An 18,062-nucleotide genomic window follows, 5' to 3' on the forward strand; every position below is an offset into this window, starting at 1 on the left:
ACCTGAATACTGAGGTGGTCAAGCCTTGAATATTGAAGCCTACCACAATCTTGTCCCGAACATATTTTTGTTCAATGAACGAAAATGTTTTCCCGATTGGATCATAGCCAAACGCAAAAATGACTTTCACGATCTTACCTTCGTCATTGATGGCAAGGCTAATTACTACATTAACGGAGTGAAATATACGGTAGAAGCTGGTGATCTGCTATACATTCCAGCTGGAATGATACGAGAGGCACATACGTTTGAAGCTTCTCCGATGCATGCTTTTCCATTTAACTTCCACTGGGAGGCACCCTATAACGATTTTAAGCTGCCGTTCGATATCGTAACGAAGCAGCTTATAACGAAGGAAATCCTTGACTACATTCGAGAATTCAAGCATGTATGGATTACTCAGCAGCCGCTCTATCAGCTGCATGCCCGGGCGTTGTTCGAGCTAATTCTTCATCGTTTGCTAGCTAATTTTTACCGTATATCTGCCGATCCTATCGACCCTCGCGTTACAAAAATGATGCGTTATGTCAACGAGCATTATGCGCATCCACTGAGTGTGAAGGAAGTCGCCGAGCTGCTACAGCTGCATCCGGTCTATGTAGGAAAGCTGTTCAAGAAGCATACGGGCACCACCTTCAAGGAATATCTCAACCGTGTTAGGGTGAACCATGCCGAAATGATGCTCTCCTCCGGAGACTTTACCGTTACAGAAACGGCTGAGCGCTGCGGTTTTTATGACGTTTCATATTTTAGCAACCTATTTAAAGCCATGAAGGGCTATCCGCCTTCAACGGTCAGTAAGCCGCTTCCACCCAGCACACCTGCATTATAGCTTTCCTTGCTATTTATCCACCATAGAGGATTACAACATCATTTGTAATTATTAAACATAACCTGCCCGTACAACTACCTTCCAGCGCCCAGCGGCTCTCGATTACTCGAGAGCCTTTTCTAGTTTTTCTATAACTCTACTAGGCTCTCTCACTGCTTTATGAACCCTTCAACCATTGTCCGCATATAGTATTTGAGTGAATTATCTCATGATTGAAATGAGGGATATCGTTGAAATTTAGCTTTTTGAGTCCTGCCTACAACAGCGCAGAATGGATTATAACGATGCTAGACAGCATTCCAAAGGAGTACGCCTATGAAATTTTAATATGTGATGATGGGTCTACTGATCAAACCCTTGCTATTTTACAAGAATATCAGAAGCGCTGTCCGCAGCTACGAATACTAGAAAACGGGATAAATCAAGGGGCTAGTTTCTCCTATAATCGTCTCATTGCGGAGGCTACCGGTGATTATATATGCATCATCGATAGCGATGATATGTATCTGCCAACGATTCGAGACGTGCTGGCACAGGTTGATGGTGAGCACGATATTTACTATTACAATATGATCACAAAAATTGGGCAGCAATTCGTCATTACAGAAGCAAGTCGCTATGAATGGTGCGGACAATTCAAGATTATTAGACGCCTTGCCGTAGGTCCTGCTGTGTTCACGGTAAGAACAGACAGATCGGGTGATCGCGACTTTAATAATGTATTACTTAGTCAAAATCCGCGACGCAAATATACGGGAATTTTCGCCTATTGGTACAACTTCCCTCGTACAAATTCAGAATATGACTTATTCAGAAGAGGTCTGAAAGGATGAGTAGCATCGCAATAGGCCTAATCGATAGAACAACAGGAAAGGTGCGGAGATGATGTTTAAGGACAAAACACTGCTTATTACAGGGGGCACAGGCTCTTTTGGCAATGCGGTATTGAAGCGATTCCTGCAATCTGATCTAAAAGAAATTCGTATCTTCTCTAGGGACGAAAAGAAGCAGGATGATATGCGTAAGCTTTACAACAATAACAAGCTTAAATTTTATATTGGAGATGTACGTGACCCAGGGAGTATTGCTTATGCGGTACATGGAGTCGATTATATATTTCACGCTGCAGCATTGAAGCAGGTTCCTTCCTGTGAGTTTTATCCGTTAGAAGCGGTGAAGACGAATGTCATTGGCACGGACAATGTACTATCAGCAGCTATTCATGCAGGGGTAAGAAAAGTCATCTGCCTGTCGACCGATAAAGCCGCTTATCCTGTTAATGCGATGGGTATTTCAAAAGCAATGATGGAAAAAACCTTTATCGCCAAATCAAGATTAGTTGATCCGTCAACCACATTAATATGCGGGACGAGATATGGCAATGTTATGGCTTCTCGTGGATCGGTTATCCCTTTATTCGTAGAGCAGATTAAAGCTGGTAAGCCACTTACGATAACCGACTATCATATGACACGGTTCATTATGAGTCTTGAGGAAGCGGTAGAGTTGGTGCTCTATGCGTTTCAGCATGCTGAAAACGGAGATATTATGGTACAAAAATCTCCTGCTTCTTACATTGGTGATTTGGCGCAGGCACTAAAGGAGCTGTTCAAAGCTGACAATGAAGTTCAAATCATTGGCACACGACATGGGGAGAAAATCTATGAAGTGCTGCTTACAAAGGAAGAGGCTGCTAAAGCGATTGATTCAGGGAATTTCTATCGCGTCCCTGCGGACAACCGAGATCTTAACTATGGAAAATATATAGAAACTGGTTCTCAGAAAATTACACTCACCGAAGAATATAATTCGAACAACACCAATATCCTTACGGTCAGCGAAATTAAAGAAAAGCTGCTTCAACTTCCATATATTCAAGAGGAGCTGTTACAGTGGCATGGTAAACCTTCTGTCGGATAGACACAAGCGAACTGTTTTAATATCGAGATATGTGAATCGATATCCGATGAAATGGCAACGAGGTGATACGATGAAGATTAGTTTTTTATCTCCGGCCTATAACAAAGAGGAATGGATAATAGCGATGCTAGACAGCATTCCAAAGGAAAATGCTTATGAAATTATAATATGTGATGACGCGTCTACGGATCAAACTTTAAGTCTATGTATTGACTATCAGAAGCATTGCCCCCAATTAAAGATAATAAGAAATGAGACGAATATTGGCGCAAGTGAAAGTTATAATCGCCTCATACAAGAAGCAACGGGCGACTATATTGCGATTATTGATAGTGATGACAAGTATTTACCTGAAATTCGAGACGTGTTAGCACAGGTCAACGGAGAATACGATATTTACTACTACAATATGATCACGAGAGTAGGAAGATTGATTCGTAAATTGCCTACTGATGGTTATCTTTGGCCTGGCCAATTCAAAATTATTAGAAGAAGCTTTATAGGTGATGCTAGGTTTACAACAAAAAAAGCCTATGCCGGAGATTGGGATTTTAATAAAGCGTTAGTCGATAAGCAGCCACGCTGTAAATATACCGATATCATTGCATACTGGTACAATTACCCGCGTCCTAACTCAGAATCAGATTTGCATGTACGTAGATTAAAATAATTGAAAAGCAAAGCTATAGACAAATGGTCATGAATGCAATGCTTACAGAAAGAAAGGAGAATGGTCATGCATATCCTCGTTCTTGGAGCGAGTGGAATGGCTGGTCATACGATAGCATTATACTTTTTAGAGCAAGGTCATAAAGTAACTTCCTTCTCCCGCAAGCCAGTTCCTTATGGCAACAATCTATGCGGTGATATTACAAATCTGCATCTACTGGATAAGCTCTTATCCTATCCATATGACGCCGTCATTAACTGTATTGGAATGTTGAACGATGCCTGTGATGCTAACCCCTCACTGGCCGTTTATGTGAATAGCTACTTGCCGCATGTCCTGAATGAGAAGCTACAGAATTCTCGAACATTGCTTATTCATATGAGCACAGACTGTGTGTTCTCAGGACAATCTGCTCCATATGATGAGATTAGCTTTCCAGATGGTAGAACCTTTTATGATCGAACGAAAGCATTAGGAGAGCTTCATAATCGCAATAGCTTAACATTCCGCAACTCGATTATCGGACCTGATATGAACGAAGCTGGAATCGGATTATTTAATTGGTTTATGAAGCAGCAAGGGACGATTTACGGGTATGAACGGGCAATATGGACCGGCGTCACAACCCTGACACTAGCCAAGGCAATGGAAGCAGCTATACAAGAACAGCTAACAGGTCTTTATAATCTAGTTCATTCAACCAGCATTAACAAGTATGAGCTGCTCAAGCTGTTTAACAAGCATTTCAAAAATAATGAGCTTATGATTCGGCCATCCAGCTCTGTTAGAGTTGATAAAACATTAATTAACCATCGTACTGATTTTAGCTTCAAGGTTCCTACGTACGAGCAGATGATTATGGAGATGAAAGAATGGATTGAGCGGCATCCTGATCTATATCCTCATTATAAATAATGCTAGGTATTAAACAGCCAGCTTCCTCGGTAGGAAGCTGGCTGTTTAGTTGTTTATGATGGGGCTGAAACTATGACTCTGTCATTGTACCGCCATTGACATGCAGCACTTGGCCTGTCACATAGGACGAGTCATCCGATGCCAGATAAATATAAGTTGGTGCCAGCTCGAATGGCTGTCCTGCGCGCTTCATCGGAGTATCCACACCAAATTTCTTAACATCCTCTTCAGAAAAGCTTGATACGATGAGCGGAGTCCAGATTGGACCAGGAGCGACTGCATTGACTCGAATGCCCTGACCTACGAGCTGCTGAGACAAAGATCGTGTGAAGGTGACGATGGCTCCCTTCGTTGCAGAATAGTCGAGGAGCTTTTTGTGTCCTTCATAGGCTGTAACGGAAGTTGTACATATTATCGTACTCCCTTGCTTTAGATGAGGCAAAGCAGCCTTTGTCATGTAGAAGAATGGATACACATTCGTGCGAAAGGTTTGCTCGAGCTGCTCATCGGATATATCCAATATACTTTCCTGAGGGTACTGGACCGCATGATTCAAGACAAGCGTGTCAAGCTTGCCATAATGATCAATGGTTTGTTTAATAATCGATTTGGAGAAAGACGCATCTCTTAAATCACCCTCTATAAGTAAGATTTGCTGTCCGCATGCCTCTATCATTTGCTTCGTAAGCTCAGCATCCTTGCGTTCATGTGGCATATACGTAATGACGAGATTGGCGCCTTCCTTTGCGAAGCCAATGGAAACGGCACGACCAATGCCACTATCGCCTCCCGTCACGATCGCTACCTTATCCTTTAATTTGCCACTCCCCTTATATTCAGGGTTATCAGATATCGGTAACGGAGACATCTCATATTCGAGACCTGGTTGGATATTTTGATGTTGAGGCGGAAAGGCGATCGGACTCTCCTTGCATTCTGTTTCCGAGCCATAATGAGGATAACCTGGAATCATAACTACTTCCTCCTTTCGTTTCTGCTGTACTACACTATTCGCCTAACTATAATTGGTGACAATAAGTATTTAAGCTATCCATGACGTGTAGATGATTGATTAGAAATGTATTGTTACTAGCCGAGCATGAAGCGAATGCTGCTCCATGCTCGGAGTGGATATGATCGATTATTGTCCCTCAGTATCCTGCAGCTGCTGCTTCATCATCTCAAGCTGTTCTTGATTTTGCTGCACAATGTCCATATGCTCGTTGAACTGAGCAGCGTTTTGAAACGCATTCTCTGCATGAGAGATGGATTGATATGCTTGATCAATGACTTGATCCGATGGATGTGACATCGCTTGCTTTACCGCGCGATTAGCTCTCTGAACAGCGTAGCCGAACAATGTACTCGGGTGATCCTGCTTCCAACTGACTTCTGAGTGCTTAGCCATATTATTTCCTCCCTTAATCAACAATGATCAAATATCCACGGTTAGTGTTGTAACGGAAGCCGATAATTATGCGCTGCTCTTCTTCTATTTGTTCCTTGCTGTCATTGCATATATTAACCGAGTCGGTGAAATAATGATCTAGAGGTGACATGATGATTAAAATGTGGAAAAACCCTGTATTCTCAGTATCAGCTGTAGTAATTTTAGCTTTTGCGCTAATCGGTGCAATTGTACCGAATTGGTTTGGTGAGGTAGCGAAAAATATCTTCTCCATCATCTCAAAGTATTTCGGATGGTTTTTCCTGCTAGCAGTCTTTATCATTGCTGTTTTTCTAATCGGTCTCGTGTTCACGAAATATGGGAGCCTTCGGCTTGGAGAAGAGCATGAAAAACCCGAATTCCCTTACTTTTCTTGGATTGGAATGTTATTTGGAGCTGGACTCGGGGTTGGTCTAGTCTTTTGGGGAGTAGCAGAGCCTATGAGTCATTTCTATACTCCACCATTCGTTGATATGGAAGGATTATCAGAGACTTCAGCAAGAGTAGCTATGGGCTATGCATTTTTTCATTGGGGTATTAGTCAATGGTCTGTGTATGCCATTGTTGGCTTAGTCATGGCTTTTCTACAATTTCGCAAGAAGAAGGACGCGCTGATCTCAACCGCATTAGAGCCCGTAACTGGTGGCCGTCCACTTGTTAAGCACACGATTAATTCCTTGTCGATCATTGCAACCGTTATGGGTATTGCAACCTCGATTGGACTTGGGGTTATGCAGCTAAGCGGAGGACTCAATTCTGTATTAAACATTAATAACTCAAACTGGATTCAGCTCCTATTGATCTTAGTTGTTTTCCTATTGTATATGCTCTCGTCTTCATCCGGGATATATAAAGGCATGAAGTATTTAAGTAATTTGAATCTTGCACTCGCCGTAGGCTTACTGCTGTTCGTATTTATTACAGGTCCAACCGTCTTCATATTGGAAACCTTCACCTTAGCTATAGGGGATTACCTATCGAACTTTATATCCTATAGTCTCAGACTGCAGCCTTATCGAGGTGGTACATGGATTCGGGATTGGACTATTTTTTATTGGGCTTGGGCCATTGCTTGGTCACCATTTGTCGGCGCATTTATTGCACGCGTATCGAAAGGAAGAACGATTCGAGAATTTATACTCGGAGTCATTATCTTCCCTCCCGTTATCGCCTGCTTTTGGATTGCAGCCTTCGGTGGAACCGCACTATGGTTAGACCTGAAAAAAAATACTGGAATTGCAGAAACGGTACATGCAGATGTAACCTCTGCGCTATTCGAGCTGTTTCGATACTTACCGATTTCGGGCATTACGTCTATCGTATCGATGGTGCTTATTTTGATCTTCTTAGTTACGTCTGGTGATACAGCCACTTATATTTTGGCAAGCATGACGTCCGAAGGCAGCTTAAATCCTCCCCAAAAGCTAAAGGTAGTATGGGGAGTTTTAATCTCTGTCATTGCTGGCGTGCTGCTTTACGCAGGTGGACTCGAAGCATTGCAAACGGCCTCGCTTATTGCAGCGCTTCCGTTTACCATTCTGCTGATTCTGTTAATAGCAGCGGTTATTAAGCTGGTACGCTTTGAGCCTTTGCCGATACGTAAAATTGACCTTAAACGATTCCGTCAGCTTGAAAAGCTAAGTCAACAGGAGCTAGATAAAAAGAAAAAAAACAACAAGTAGAAACATTGTTTCTACTTGTTGTTTTTTGTTTCATTACAATGGAGTACTCTAAGAATTAAGCCTTGCCTTCAGACGTGGCATTGGAATATTAAGCAACAACAGTCCCGCTACAAACACAAACGTGCCTGCAAGAACATAAATGGTGATCGGATCGTTGAAGAAAAGATACGACCACAGAATCGTAAATAATACTGTACAGTTACCAGCAAGCGCTACAATCGTAAATGGTACACGTTTAATCGCTTCTGCCGACCATAAAAAGCTAAACCCTGTAATTAAGCCTAGCAGCAGCAGTGCTCCCCAAGCCCAAACCGTAACTGGGCCAACAAATCCTTCAGATTGAAATGGAATAGGCAGCGTGACTAGACATGTGCTTATAATAAAAATGGAAACATTCATATTACCATTGTCCATCGTCTGGATAAGCATACGTTGACTTAATACATGTACGGCCGCTCCGATACCAGCAAGTATAAACAGAATCGTGGTTATACCACCACCGTTAAGCAGCTCATGCAACGGAACGCCATTCCAGCCTACGATGATTACGCCTATAATACATAGCACGGCTGCGACCCAGCTGCGCTTCGTAATTTTATCCTTGAAAAGCAAAGCTGCAGCTAGCAGCAATACGACCGTCTGCACGGGCTGAACGAGAATATTTCCGTAGGAATAGCCAATATGAATAGCAATGTTCTCGAATATATAATTGAGCGCCTTTCCGATTGCCCCTATCCATATCCACTTGAGGCCGAGACGCAGATTAATTTTACCGTTTCGGATGTAAAGATATAGTCCTAAAAATACAACACCGAAAAAGAATCTTGCAAACGTTATGATGGCGCTATCGACCATCGTTGCGCCTGTTTTTACTAATACTCCGACAAAACTCCACGCTAGGGTTGCGAGGAGTAGCATGATATAGCCCACACTTGCACCTTCTTCTTAGAGGATGTTAAAAGCGTTTGGCTTTGATGACGAATGTAACTTCACATGGAGGCTAATTCGACGGCAAATATGGGGCTCAACCGAAAACTCCGTTGCTCACGTACCAATACCGTACGCTGCGCTACTCGTTTTCTAGTTTTACCCCATCTTCTTGGTCCTGAAAGCCCAACGCTTTTAACTTTTATTTTAGTTGTTGTTAAATATGTTCAACTTTGATGACGATGTCTGGCTTCGTCGTTGATTCGACGGTGAATATGGGGCTCAACCGAAGGGTATGCTTCCGTAGTATGTTTTCTACGAAAAAATTTTAGGTTCTCACGTACCAATACCGTACGCTGCGCTACTCGTTTTCTACTAACTTTCAATCCCCTTTGGTACACTAACAACAACTACAGCGGAGCTTACCATCTCTAAAGCGACCTCCTGACGAAGGAAGGTTCGAGCGTAGAGATGGTAAGCGGAGCACCGAAAACTCCGTTGCTCACGTACCAATACCGTACGCTGCGCTACTCGTTTTCTACTAACGTTCAATCCCCTTTGGTACACTAACAACAACTACAGCGGAGCTTACCATCTCTAAAGCGACCTCCTGACGAAGGAAGGTTCGAGCGTAGAGATGGTTAAGCGGAGCGCTGAAAGCCGAACTTTTTTAACGCTTATTTAAATGATGTTAAATAACCCTCTATTTAATGGTAGAAGAGATTGCCCATTGGCAATCTCTTCACGCTTATTTATTCAGCTTATCCAGCTCTTCACGCCATCTGTATTTAGGCTTCCAGCCTAGTAGCTTCATTACTTTATCACTGCTTAGCAATGCTTCATGCCCTTCTAGCGGTGCACGGAAGTCTTGAACCTGAGGATAGCGCGCTTCCATAAGCTCGCGACTTGGAACCGCCATGCTTGTTTCATCGGAAGCTAGATTAAGTGCAACAGATCCAAGTCCATCAGCTTCAATAGCTAGACGGCATGCCTCTGCCACATCACGAGTATCAATATAACTCCATAGTATACGCTCGCGCTCCTCCGGATTATTAATCCATGAAGGGAAACGTTCGTACCAGTCTGGCTGAATGACGTTACCTAGTCGGAATGACACCACTTGAATTCCCGTTCTGCGATGGAACATATCTGCCGTTAATTCGTTAACTACTTTGGACAAACCGTAGCTATCCTGAGGCAGCTGTGGATGTGCTTCGTCCATCGGTACATACTCTGGAGCTAACGGATGCACAGCAAAGCAAATACCGTACGAGGATTCGCTTGAGGCGATAACTACTTTCTTGATGCCTAGCGTAGAAGCCGCTTCCAAAATATTATACGTACTCATAACATTGTTGCGGAAGGTAGCATCGTTAGGGACGATACCTACTCTTGGAACCGCTGCCATATGAACGACGGCATCTGCTCCAGCAAGCACGCTATACGTCTGTCCTAGATCATCCAGATCAGCGATCAGTGTGGGACACACCGCCTCCTCTGGTTGGCGTGTATCTACGCTGAGCACTTCATAGCCTTGCTCAACAAAGTGCTTTACAACCCACTTCCCTAGCATACCACTGCCGCCAGTTACGACGACCTTCTTTTTCTTTTCTGTCATTATTCGTTACCTCCTCACTTTATGGGTACAGATTATATCATTTCATGGTTTAATTGCAGGATGTCTCACAATAGCTGTCGTTCAGACTGCCTTGCAGGACAACCACAGATTATCATACTTTGTTTAATCAGTAAACAATCTTTTGACAAATGACACTTTCGTATGCATAGCAAAAGCCATTCACATCATTGTGAATGGCTTTGCTTTTCAATCAATATTGTATTAAAACGCTGGAATAGCCGTTTCATCGTAATTTTGTTGTAAAAATTCGCGTACCTCGTCACTTGTCATCGCTGCTGCTAATTTCTGAATCGGCTCAGAATTAGCATTATCGCTGCGTGCTACAAGGGTAATAGCAAAATCGTTTTCTACCCCTTCAGTAAGCAGCGCATCGCTTTTAGGCGTTAATCCAAGTGGAGCAGCGTAAGCTGGTGTCATGACAACCGCGTCTGCATCATCATACATTCTAGCAAGCATAAGCAGGTCAACTTCTTCAAATTTATAGTTTTTCGGGTTCTCGATAATATCCTTTTGTGTGTAGTAAGGACCTGTTTTTTCTTGAAGCGTGATCACCTCATGCTGAGCTAGCAGCGAAAGTGAGCGGTCAATATTAGACACATCGTTCGCGATTGCGATAACAGCACCTTCAGGCAGCTCCTCCATTGAAGCATAATCCTTAGCATATACTCCGTAGTTAGCAAAATATATAGGAGTAACCGGCACTAGCTCTGAGTCATTGTTGCGATTGAACTCCTCCATGTAAGGGACATGCTGGAAGAAGTTCGCATCAACTTCTTTCGCCCAAAGCGCGCTGTTTGGTTGAACGTTGTCACTTAATACAAGTACTTCAAGCTCAATACCTTCTTCTGCCAACATAGGCTTCGCAAGCTCTAATATCTCTGTCATTGGCGGAATTAGTGACGCAACCTTTAATGTTGTTACTTCGGTTGTTTGTTCAGGCTGGTTACTGCTTGTATTATCCACATTTCCAGCATTGTTCGCATTTCCGGCATTGTTTTGGCCGCATGCAGTTAAAAGCAACGCACAAAGCAGCACAGAGTAAAGTATTTTTTTCATGTTGTTTCTCCCACTTTCCAATTATCTTTTGTCTATTTTTCTTGATATTGTCGTGCCCGCAAATTGAATAAGCTGCACTAGAATAATCATGATGATAATAACATAGAACATCAAATCTGTCTTGAATTGCTGATAGCCATATCGAATCGCAAAATCTCCAATCCCTCCACCCCCAACGACGCCCATAATGGTGGAATAAGATATAAAGCTCACTGTAGATGTCGTAAGACCAAGCAATAGACCGCTTCTAGCCTCAACATATAAAAACTTAAAAATAATATGCTGAACGGATGCGCCCATCGATACCGCTGCCTCCAATACACCTCTCGGCACATCAAGCAGCGATTGCTCGACCAAGCGGGCATAGTGCGCGATTGCAATAACAGCCAAAGGAACCGTAGCTGCAATGGTGCCTATTGCTGTGCCTACAATGATTCTCGTAAAAGGAATCATGAACACAACGAGCAATAAAAACGGAAATGAACGAATCGTATTAACTAGCACATTAAGTATAGAGTAAACCAATTGGTTTTGCAGCAGGTTCCCTTTACTGCAAAGATAAAGATAAGTGCCTATCGGCAAACCGATTAGTATAGCAGCAAGCACCGATATCCCTACCATGATAAACGTTTCACCAATCGATTCCATAATTTCAGATTGATACTGCACTAATATATCAGGCAAGGTGATCGCCTCCCCTATCCTTCAGCTTCTGCACGAAGCTTTGAGGGGTTTTCTCAAGCTGCTGTATGCCAGTAGGCTCATTAACAACCGTCTCGTATAACGCGCCCTCTGAGATAACCGATACGCGATGACATAGGCTTCTAATGATATCCAGCTCGTGGCTTACGATCACAATCGTTACACCTAGTGTTTGATTTATTTTTTGTAATACGTGCAGCACTTCCGCTGTTGTACTGGAATCCAGTGATGACGTTGGCTCATCACATAGTAACACCTGCGGTTGATTAGCGAGTGCTCTAGCAATGGCGACCCGCTGCTTCTGTCCACCGCTAAGCTGAGCTGGATATTGTTTGGCTGCATGATCAAGCCCAACAAAAGCAAGACATTCCATCACTCGTGCTTCTTTCTCACTTTTGGAGTAACCAGCCAACTCTAATGGAATCGCGACGTTCGCATACACCGTTTTATTACTTAATAAATTAAAGTGCTGAAAAATCATCCCTATCGATTGCCGGGCCTTCCTGAGCTCTGCTTGGCTTAATTGGGTTAATTGCTGACCATTGACAACAACCTCTCCCTGATCCGGTTTTTCAAGCACATTCATTAAGCGCAGTAATGTTGATTTACCCGCTCCGCTTGGTCCGATGATGCCGTGTATTTCGCCTTTATTAACGGTTAACGATACCGAGCGAATAGCTCGATATTGTGCAAAGCTTTTGCTCACATGACTTAATGTAATCACGACAATAGCCCCTTTCTACGGTGTAGAGGGATGTTACAGCGATATTAATTATAGCCTAAACTCGTCGGCGTGTCATATTGCTGGGAGCGCTAATCAACTGTTAATCATAAATCATGACTAAAAATATGTATAATAACAGATTGTATTATTGCACGTCAAAATCAAAATAAGTTGTTGGATAAGGCTCGTCTCTTAAGACGTAATGCCACCATTCCTTACTATATTCCTTAAAGCCATGCTTGTTCATGACTTGCTTTAACAGCTCCCGATTCGCTGCTTGCTCTGGTGTAATCTGCTTTGTAGCAAAGGTGGAGATCTCATCAAGCAAATCATAAGGACTTCCCATATCAACCAGCTCGCCACTACTAGCATGCACAAGCGTTAAATCAACCGTGCTGCCACGCGAGTGTCCTGACTTCTTCGATAAATAGCCTCGTTTGAATAACTGTCTTTTGTCCTCATTAGGGTAAAAGTCTTCCTTCATCAGCGTATCATCCACATCCTCGGACCACTCTTTGAAAAATTCAACCGCCTTCGCCGGTCGATAAGTGTCATAGATCAGCAGCCTGTAACCCGCATCTCTCATCTCGTCACTAACCTGCATCAATGCCTCAGCCATTTCCGCTGTTGCAATGGCATAGGGTGCAAGATATCCCTCAACTTGTCTGCCAACAAAATTATTTTCGCCATAATATCTTAGATCATACTCCGCATCAAGCAGAACATCCTCGAGATAGACAAAGCCCTCTGGCAGCTCATAAGCTTTGGGTGGTGCTGTTGGCTCAGCTGGGTGCTGCATGAAGTCTGTTTCTTCAGTTTCACTCAAGCCTGCTTCATCAATAAGCTCCGCTCCGTCTTCCTGTTCCTCGTCCATATCAACAGCACTGACTTCTTCCTCTTTCTGACCTTCATTAACGGACTGAGCGCCGCCTTGTAAAGGCTCATCCCTACTTGTCTCATTGCCTGTCTCGTTACTATCATAGGAAGCTTGTCCATCCATGAATGGTTCAGCTGTCTTTTCCTCTGACGTATGCTCCGTACTGCAGCCTTGCAGCACTATACATAGCAGCATCACTGTCAGTGCGCGCCACACGAAGCTGCTCATACGCATCTCTCTTCCCCCCTGTCTAATAACCGAGTAGTTTTGTATTGGCATGCTTCATATCAATAAAAAGCCGCTCACAAAACTGGCTACTGCTTGCTTATTAGCATTATACCAAACTCAATCAACTCTCAATAAAAACCCCCTTTGTATATGCCGTTGCTGTAATGATGCAGCGGTTCTACAATAGGGGGCGATATCCTCTATTTCTATCTTAAGCAAGCACTAGCAATGACTATATCTCTGCACGCTCGTCTGATTCGTGTATTGATCAGCTTCACGCAGATTTTCAACGATGGCTGGCATATCAAGCGCCTTCACTAAATCATTAATAGCCACTACTCCTCTTGCAGCATATTCAGCTCTCTGCTCAGCAGTTGTCAGCTTAGGAGTCGTCATATGATCGGAAGGTGCATCAAAGTAAGAGCCTACTGCTCCTGATTGATAGGCATACTTGCCAAGCTTATTGGCAGGGTTTTTAGCCATTCCATCAAGCATATGCTGAACATCATACGTAACCGACGAAGACTCTGGTATATTAAGCGGCACATCCTCCAATCTTCCAAGCTTATCGTAAGCACCGATAACCAGGTCGTGGAAAGAGCTTAGCAGATCAAAGTTTACAGCTTCTGCGGTTTTTAGCATGTCCATATATAATAACGGAACTTTGGTCTCATCAAAGAAATCGCGCACCATGCTGCTAACGGTTAAGTAAGCAGGACCATGACTTGTTACATACACTTGTCTTCGAAAGCCTTGCTTCAGTAATGAATTTGCAATCTTTTGCAAATAAGCTTTACCATCCGCTATGCTCATTTGCACAGTACCTCGACCTACCGTTGTACCCCCTGCGAAAAAGTAAGGCAAATTATGCAGCACTAGTCCATCGACTGCTTCAGCCATCGTAAGCGCCACCGCTTCCGCTAACACTGTTTCCGCATCTAGTGGCAATGCACCATGTGTTTCCGTAACGCCTACCGGTACAAAAATAATATCACTGCGCTCCAAATATTGCTCTACTTCCCCATTCGTTAGCTTAGAAAGAAATCTAGTACGCATCGTTATCCTACTCCTGTCTACTATGATGTCAAAGATTCAGCTGCTCTATTGAACTGTGTTTCTTCTTGCCTTTAGTGCAGCATACATCTCACTTGTTTTCTGCGCGTTAAGATTATAGATTAATGCCACGCCGATAAGAATAATAATGAAGGCGACAATTGGCATGCCTGTATACATTTTTAGTACACCTTGAGCCACTTCAGCTGATTGGGACTTAGCGCCGGATACAAAACCAACCCAGCCGAGTGCAAAGCTACCAATTGCTGAGCCTAGGCCCATACCAACTTTTCGTGCAAATGAGTAAAATGAAAATAATGTTCCTTCGTAGTGCTTACCTGTTTGATACTCTGCAAAGTCAATGCAATCTGTTACTAGTGCCCATACAACCATAATGAATACAGAAGAACCAATCATTGCGATATTGTAAAGCACCATAAACACATAGACATTCTCAAAGGTTACAAGCGTCATTAATGTGGATGCTGCTAGGCTAAAAATGGCTGAAGCAATGACAAGATTTCGCTTGTTAAACTTTGCGACAAGCTTAGGCACGATAACAAATAAAACAAGGGTTATGCCAATACTGATAAAAGAGTTAATTGCAAAGGCACCTGGCATGTGATAACGCTCTGCAAATACGATTGGAGCAAGCTGGTTGACCCCGTTAATAATGAGAAGCGATCCGATGGATGCCACCATCATACCTATTAATGGTCGATTTTTCATCGCAGTCTTAAATGCATCCTTAAAGCTGTAATCCGACTGCACGCCAGCTTGCTTGTCCTCACGAATACGCTCTGTCGTTAATCTAACTAGGCCAGTATACGCAAGCACCGATAACACACTGAATACGATAGCGATCTGGAAAAATGCTTCGGAAACGACTTCGCCTGACTGATCATAAATAAACATAGGAACAAAGGATAAAAAGCCGAGACCTACAACCATACCACCAATTGCACGCGCACGAGAAAGCTTCGTACGTTCAACGGGATCATTTGTAATAACAGACGCAAGCGAGCCATACGGAATGGAATCCGCTGTATAAGCGACACAAAAGAATAAGTAAACAAACACAACCCATACATGGATTGCCGATGAGCCCCAGCTCGATACGTCAGCAAATGCTAGTAAGCAGGATGCTGCTAGCAGCCATTTAGAAATGGTAATGTAGGGCAGAAATTTATTACCAGACTTACCGAGCTTCCAACGGTCTGGAAGCGTGCCCATAATGATGTTACAGATTGCGTCAAAAACTTTGCCTAGTAAAAACATCGTCCCCATGAAGTAAGGGCTTACACCAAGCACATACGTACAAAATATTAAGAAAAAGCTACCGATGTATAGGTTTACAAAGCTTCCACCTATATCCCCTAGTGCATATCCAACCTGATCTCTCACACCAAATTTCCTCATATGTGCCCTCCTTAAGTGTTCAAAAGTTTATCATGCAGTACGCTGAGACAATTGAATTAAAATGTCATTAACTGTTTCATTATTGTCAGAAATGCTTCCTTCGATTCACTTGTACTATTAAAATCCTCTATTGAATGTAAACGCTTTTACTAGAAAGTAGTTAAAGTATAACTCGAATATCTCCAAAGTGTTTTCACTGTAATTGCACGATTTTATACTATAATTGCATCCTTCGTTACCCAGCGAAAATAAAAAAGCACGCAACAAATTTATTGTTACGTGCTATCGCGATAACAAGTACGAGTGAACAATAGTATACTTACCTTTTTTATTGTCATCACTATTCTTCATTCCTTTCATAATTAAATATAAATAACTCTTCAAGAGGACGTTCTAGAACATGTGACAGCGTAAAGGCCAACTGTAAACTAGGATCGTATTTGTTGTTCTCAATGGCATTAATCGTTTGTCTTGTCACATTGCACCTTTTAGCAAGTTCTTCTTGAGAGAATCCTTTTGCTTTTCTTTGTACTAGATGAGTCTTAACTAAAAATAAAAGAACAGTATAACTGTTTTAGCAGTTATGCTGTCCTTAAGTTGCTTTATTCTTTAACTTGATTCCTTTGCTTCATCCTTTTTCTATACTCCAGTGGAGTCACTTCTTCGATATCTTTGAAAAAAGTAGAGAAATATTGAGGACTGCTAAATCCAACCATTAAAGCAATTTCAGTCATCGGTAGGTTTGAAAATTGAATAAGCTCCTTCGCTTCTTTAATTCTTCTTAAATTGCGATATTGACTGATCGTTATCCCTTTTTCTTTCTTAAACACACGCATCATATGTGACGGATGAACATGCATCTTTTTAGCCATTTCATCCATCGATGTATCTTCCGTAAAGTACATTTCTATAAATTGTTCTGCTTTTTGCACAACGGTTAACATATTATGCTTTGTTCGGATGTTAGGATCCACATATTCCTTGACCATCTTGTCATGAATCTCATCAAGCTCTGTAATGGTTTTCGCGTGTTCAATCATAATCGCATATTTCTCAGAGATGTAATGGCATTGCCAGGCGCTTAAGCCACCCTTCTCAGCAACATAGCTGTACAATGTATTATGTGACAGCAGAATGTTTTTATATGAGCGAGTTTGATTATTCGGCACCCGCTTAAGAATATTCAAAAACTCATCTCTAAACTTATTCGTGAAATCCTTATTAAACTGATTGATCCAATTGATGTCACTTCGCTGAATGGCCGCTAAGTATTCCTCCCTAAGCTTATGGGCAGATTCAATATATTCAGGCGTAGGCCCTTTGCGGTTTTTATCCACTGCTTCATCTGTCATTAAAAGTCCCCTGCCTTACATTGCTTATACAAAGAATGTTGCCCTAATTTTTTCTTATTTTAGCGAAGTCGTTAGCACGCGTCAATTAAAGTACAGCTTTTGAAAGTAACGTAGCACATTAATTAATATGTTAATCGTTACGAGAGCAGCTTATTCCGTTCACCTTCATAAAGGTTAATCCACTGCTCAGGAGTCATTTTTGAAGCTAGCTCACCAATTAATGAATAAGGAATTTTGTTTGGATTCGTAAACCGAATACAGCTTTTACCCATATTTAATTTAGTTGGCATAATCTTTGCATATTCCTCTTGAAACCATGTAAGGAGCTCAGGATCCGCATATACACCCATATGGTACAATGCGAGATGTCGCTTTTGTGCAACGATACTAATAAACGGAAGTGGTGTGTTTGGCGTACAATGATAGCCTTGAGCATACGTAGTTAAGGGAACAACAAACCCGATCCCCCCATATTGGGATACCTGCTCAAAGCCTTCTGGAATATGACGCTCCACCGTATCTACAAGCTGTACAAAGCTTTCTTTCCACTTTTCATCGATCTGTTCCATCAATTCTTCTTTCATCATTAGCCCTCCTCGGCAGTAAACAAAAAGAAGCA

General features: G+C 42.4%; 18 protein-coding genes and 1 pseudogene. 6 read left to right on the plus strand and 13 right to left on the minus strand.

Annotated features, from left to right (window positions below):
• Window positions 1-25: 25 nt before the first annotated feature.
• From M3180_RS08460 to M3180_RS08480, 5 genes are all read left to right on the plus strand, one after another.
• Window positions 26-832, plus strand: a complete 807-nt coding sequence (locus M3180_RS08460; protein ID WP_251666952.1) for a helix-turn-helix transcriptional regulator — start codon at window positions 26-28, stop codon at window positions 830-832.
• Between the two features lie 230 nt (window positions 833-1,062).
• A complete protein-coding gene (locus tag M3180_RS08465; RefSeq protein WP_251666953.1) occupies window positions 1,063-1,665 on the plus strand; it encodes a glycosyltransferase family 2 protein in 603 nt (200 codons plus the stop codon).
• Between the two features lie 52 nt (window positions 1,666-1,717).
• Window positions 1,718-2,752, plus strand: coding sequence for a polysaccharide biosynthesis protein (locus tag M3180_RS08470; protein ID WP_251667086.1), 1,035 nt, complete (start codon window positions 1,718-1,720; stop codon window positions 2,750-2,752).
• A 46-nt stretch (window positions 2,753-2,798) separates the two neighbouring features.
• Complete coding sequence (locus tag M3180_RS08475; protein WP_251666954.1) at window positions 2,799-3,422, plus strand: glycosyltransferase family 2 protein; 624 nt, start codon at window positions 2,799-2,801, stop codon at window positions 3,420-3,422.
• Window positions 3,423-3,488: 66 nt separating this feature from the next.
• Window positions 3,489-4,337, plus strand: coding sequence for an SDR family oxidoreductase (locus M3180_RS08480; RefSeq protein WP_251666955.1), 849 nt, complete (start codon window positions 3,489-3,491; stop codon window positions 4,335-4,337).
• A 70-nt stretch (window positions 4,338-4,407) separates the two neighbouring features.
• Here the strand turns inward: M3180_RS08480 and M3180_RS08485 are convergent, their stop codons facing one another.
• Together M3180_RS08485 and M3180_RS08490 are read right to left on the minus strand one after the other, a co-directional pair.
• Complete coding sequence (locus M3180_RS08485) at window positions 4,408-5,310, minus strand: SDR family oxidoreductase (protein WP_251666956.1); 903 nt, start codon at window positions 5,308-5,310, stop codon at window positions 4,408-4,410.
• Between the two features lie 168 nt (window positions 5,311-5,478).
• Window positions 5,479-5,745 carry a hypothetical protein gene (locus M3180_RS08490; protein WP_251666957.1) on the minus strand — a complete coding sequence of 89 codons (267 nt, stop codon included), beginning with the start codon at window positions 5,743-5,745 and terminating at the stop codon, window positions 5,479-5,481.
• A gap of 149 nt (window positions 5,746-5,894) precedes the next feature.
• On the opposite strand from M3180_RS08490, the gene M3180_RS08495 reads away from it, so the two are divergent.
• On the plus strand, window positions 5,895-7,466 hold the full coding sequence (locus M3180_RS08495; protein WP_251666958.1) for a BCCT family transporter: 1,572 nt from the start codon (window positions 5,895-5,897) through the stop codon (window positions 7,464-7,466).
• A gap of 48 nt (window positions 7,467-7,514) precedes the next feature.
• Here M3180_RS08495 and M3180_RS08500 read toward each other — a convergent pair whose 3' ends face one another.
• The 11 genes and pseudogenes from M3180_RS08500 to M3180_RS08550 all read right to left on the minus strand — a co-directional run bounded on the left by M3180_RS08500 (window position 7,515) and on the right by M3180_RS08550 (window position 18,030).
• Window positions 7,515-8,396, minus strand: a complete 882-nt coding sequence (locus tag M3180_RS08500) for a DMT family transporter (RefSeq protein ID WP_251666959.1) — start codon at window positions 8,394-8,396, stop codon at window positions 7,515-7,517.
• A 745-nt stretch (window positions 8,397-9,141) separates the two neighbouring features.
• Complete coding sequence (locus tag M3180_RS08505) at window positions 9,142-10,011, minus strand: NAD-dependent epimerase/dehydratase family protein (protein ID WP_251666960.1); 870 nt, start codon at window positions 10,009-10,011, stop codon at window positions 9,142-9,144.
• Between the two features lie 222 nt (window positions 10,012-10,233).
• Window positions 10,234-11,088: a MetQ/NlpA family ABC transporter substrate-binding protein gene (locus tag M3180_RS08510; RefSeq protein ID WP_251666961.1), complete on the minus strand. Its 855-nt coding sequence runs from the start codon at window positions 11,086-11,088 to the stop codon at window positions 10,234-10,236.
• A 21-nt stretch (window positions 11,089-11,109) separates the two neighbouring features.
• Complete coding sequence (locus tag M3180_RS08515) at window positions 11,110-11,772, minus strand: methionine ABC transporter permease (RefSeq protein ID WP_251666962.1); 663 nt, start codon at window positions 11,770-11,772, stop codon at window positions 11,110-11,112.
• Window positions 11,765-12,514 (minus strand): methionine ABC transporter ATP-binding protein, encoded by a 750-nt coding sequence (locus M3180_RS08520; protein WP_251666963.1) that lies wholly within the window; start codon window positions 12,512-12,514, stop codon window positions 11,765-11,767. Before M3180_RS08520 ends, M3180_RS08515 begins: the two co-directional genes overlap by 8 nt.
• 145 nt (window positions 12,515-12,659) lie before the next feature.
• Window positions 12,660-13,625 carry a M15 family metallopeptidase gene (locus tag M3180_RS08525; RefSeq protein WP_251666964.1) on the minus strand — a complete coding sequence of 322 codons (966 nt, stop codon included), beginning with the start codon at window positions 13,623-13,625 and terminating at the stop codon, window positions 12,660-12,662.
• Window positions 13,626-13,841: 216 nt separating this feature from the next.
• Window positions 13,842-14,675 (minus strand): creatininase family protein, encoded by an 834-nt coding sequence (locus tag M3180_RS08530; protein ID WP_251666965.1) that lies wholly within the window; start codon window positions 14,673-14,675, stop codon window positions 13,842-13,844.
• 45 nt (window positions 14,676-14,720) lie between these two features.
• Window positions 14,721-16,091, minus strand: coding sequence for an MFS transporter (locus M3180_RS08535; protein WP_251666966.1), 1,371 nt, complete (start codon window positions 16,089-16,091; stop codon window positions 14,721-14,723).
• A 340-nt stretch (window positions 16,092-16,431) separates the two neighbouring features.
• A pseudogene (locus tag M3180_RS08540) lies at window positions 16,432-16,644 on the minus strand (helix-turn-helix transcriptional regulator); the annotation flags it as partial.
• 49 nt (window positions 16,645-16,693) lie between these two features.
• Entirely contained in the window at window positions 16,694-17,443 is a 750-nt protein-coding gene (locus tag M3180_RS08545; RefSeq protein ID WP_251666967.1) for a helix-turn-helix domain-containing protein, read from the minus strand.
• 137 nt (window positions 17,444-17,580) lie between these two features.
• Entirely contained in the window at window positions 17,581-18,030 is a 450-nt protein-coding gene (locus tag M3180_RS08550; protein ID WP_251666968.1) for a DUF1801 domain-containing protein, read from the minus strand.
• Window positions 18,031-18,062: the final 32 nt, after the last annotated feature.

Source organism: Paenibacillus camelliae (genome assembly GCF_023715345.1).
Lineage (GTDB): Bacteria > Bacillota > Bacilli > Paenibacillales > Paenibacillaceae > Pristimantibacillus > Pristimantibacillus camelliae.

Bases quoted from the DNA above. Each gene is read 5' to 3' on its own strand.
- M3180_RS08470 (WP_251667086.1), top strand. From the start codon at position 1,718: ATGTTTAAGGACAAAACACTGCTTATTACAGGGGGCACAGGCTCTTTT.
- M3180_RS08475 (WP_251666954.1), top strand. From the start codon at position 2,799: ATGAAATGGCAACGAGGTGATACGATGAAGATTAGTTTTTTATCTCCG.
- M3180_RS08480 (WP_251666955.1), top strand. From the start codon at position 3,489: ATGCATATCCTCGTTCTTGGAGCGAGTGGAATGGCTGGTCATACGATA.
- M3180_RS08485 (WP_251666956.1), bottom strand. From the start codon at position 5,310: ATGATTCCAGGTTATCCTCATTATGGCTCGGAAACAGAATGCAAGGAG.
- M3180_RS08490 (WP_251666957.1), bottom strand. From the start codon at position 5,745: ATGGCTAAGCACTCAGAAGTCAGTTGGAAGCAGGATCACCCGAGTACA.
- M3180_RS08495 (WP_251666958.1), top strand. From the start codon at position 5,895: ATGATGATTAAAATGTGGAAAAACCCTGTATTCTCAGTATCAGCTGTA.
- M3180_RS08505 (WP_251666960.1), bottom strand. From the start codon at position 10,011: ATGACAGAAAAGAAAAAGAAGGTCGTCGTAACTGGCGGCAGTGGTATG.
- M3180_RS08510 (WP_251666961.1), bottom strand. From the start codon at position 11,088: ATGAAAAAAATACTTTACTCTGTGCTGCTTTGTGCGTTGCTTTTAACT.
- M3180_RS08525 (WP_251666964.1), bottom strand. From the start codon at position 13,625: ATGCGTATGAGCAGCTTCGTGTGGCGCGCACTGACAGTGATGCTGCTA.
- M3180_RS08530 (WP_251666965.1), bottom strand. From the start codon at position 14,675: ATGCGTACTAGATTTCTTTCTAAGCTAACGAATGGGGAAGTAGAGCAA.
- M3180_RS08535 (WP_251666966.1), bottom strand. From the start codon at position 16,091: ATGAGGAAATTTGGTGTGAGAGATCAGGTTGGATATGCACTAGGGGAT.
- M3180_RS08545 (WP_251666967.1), bottom strand. From the start codon at position 17,443: ATGACAGATGAAGCAGTGGATAAAAACCGCAAAGGGCCTACGCCTGAA.
- M3180_RS08550 (WP_251666968.1), bottom strand. From the start codon at position 18,030: ATGATGAAAGAAGAATTGATGGAACAGATCGATGAAAAGTGGAAAGAA.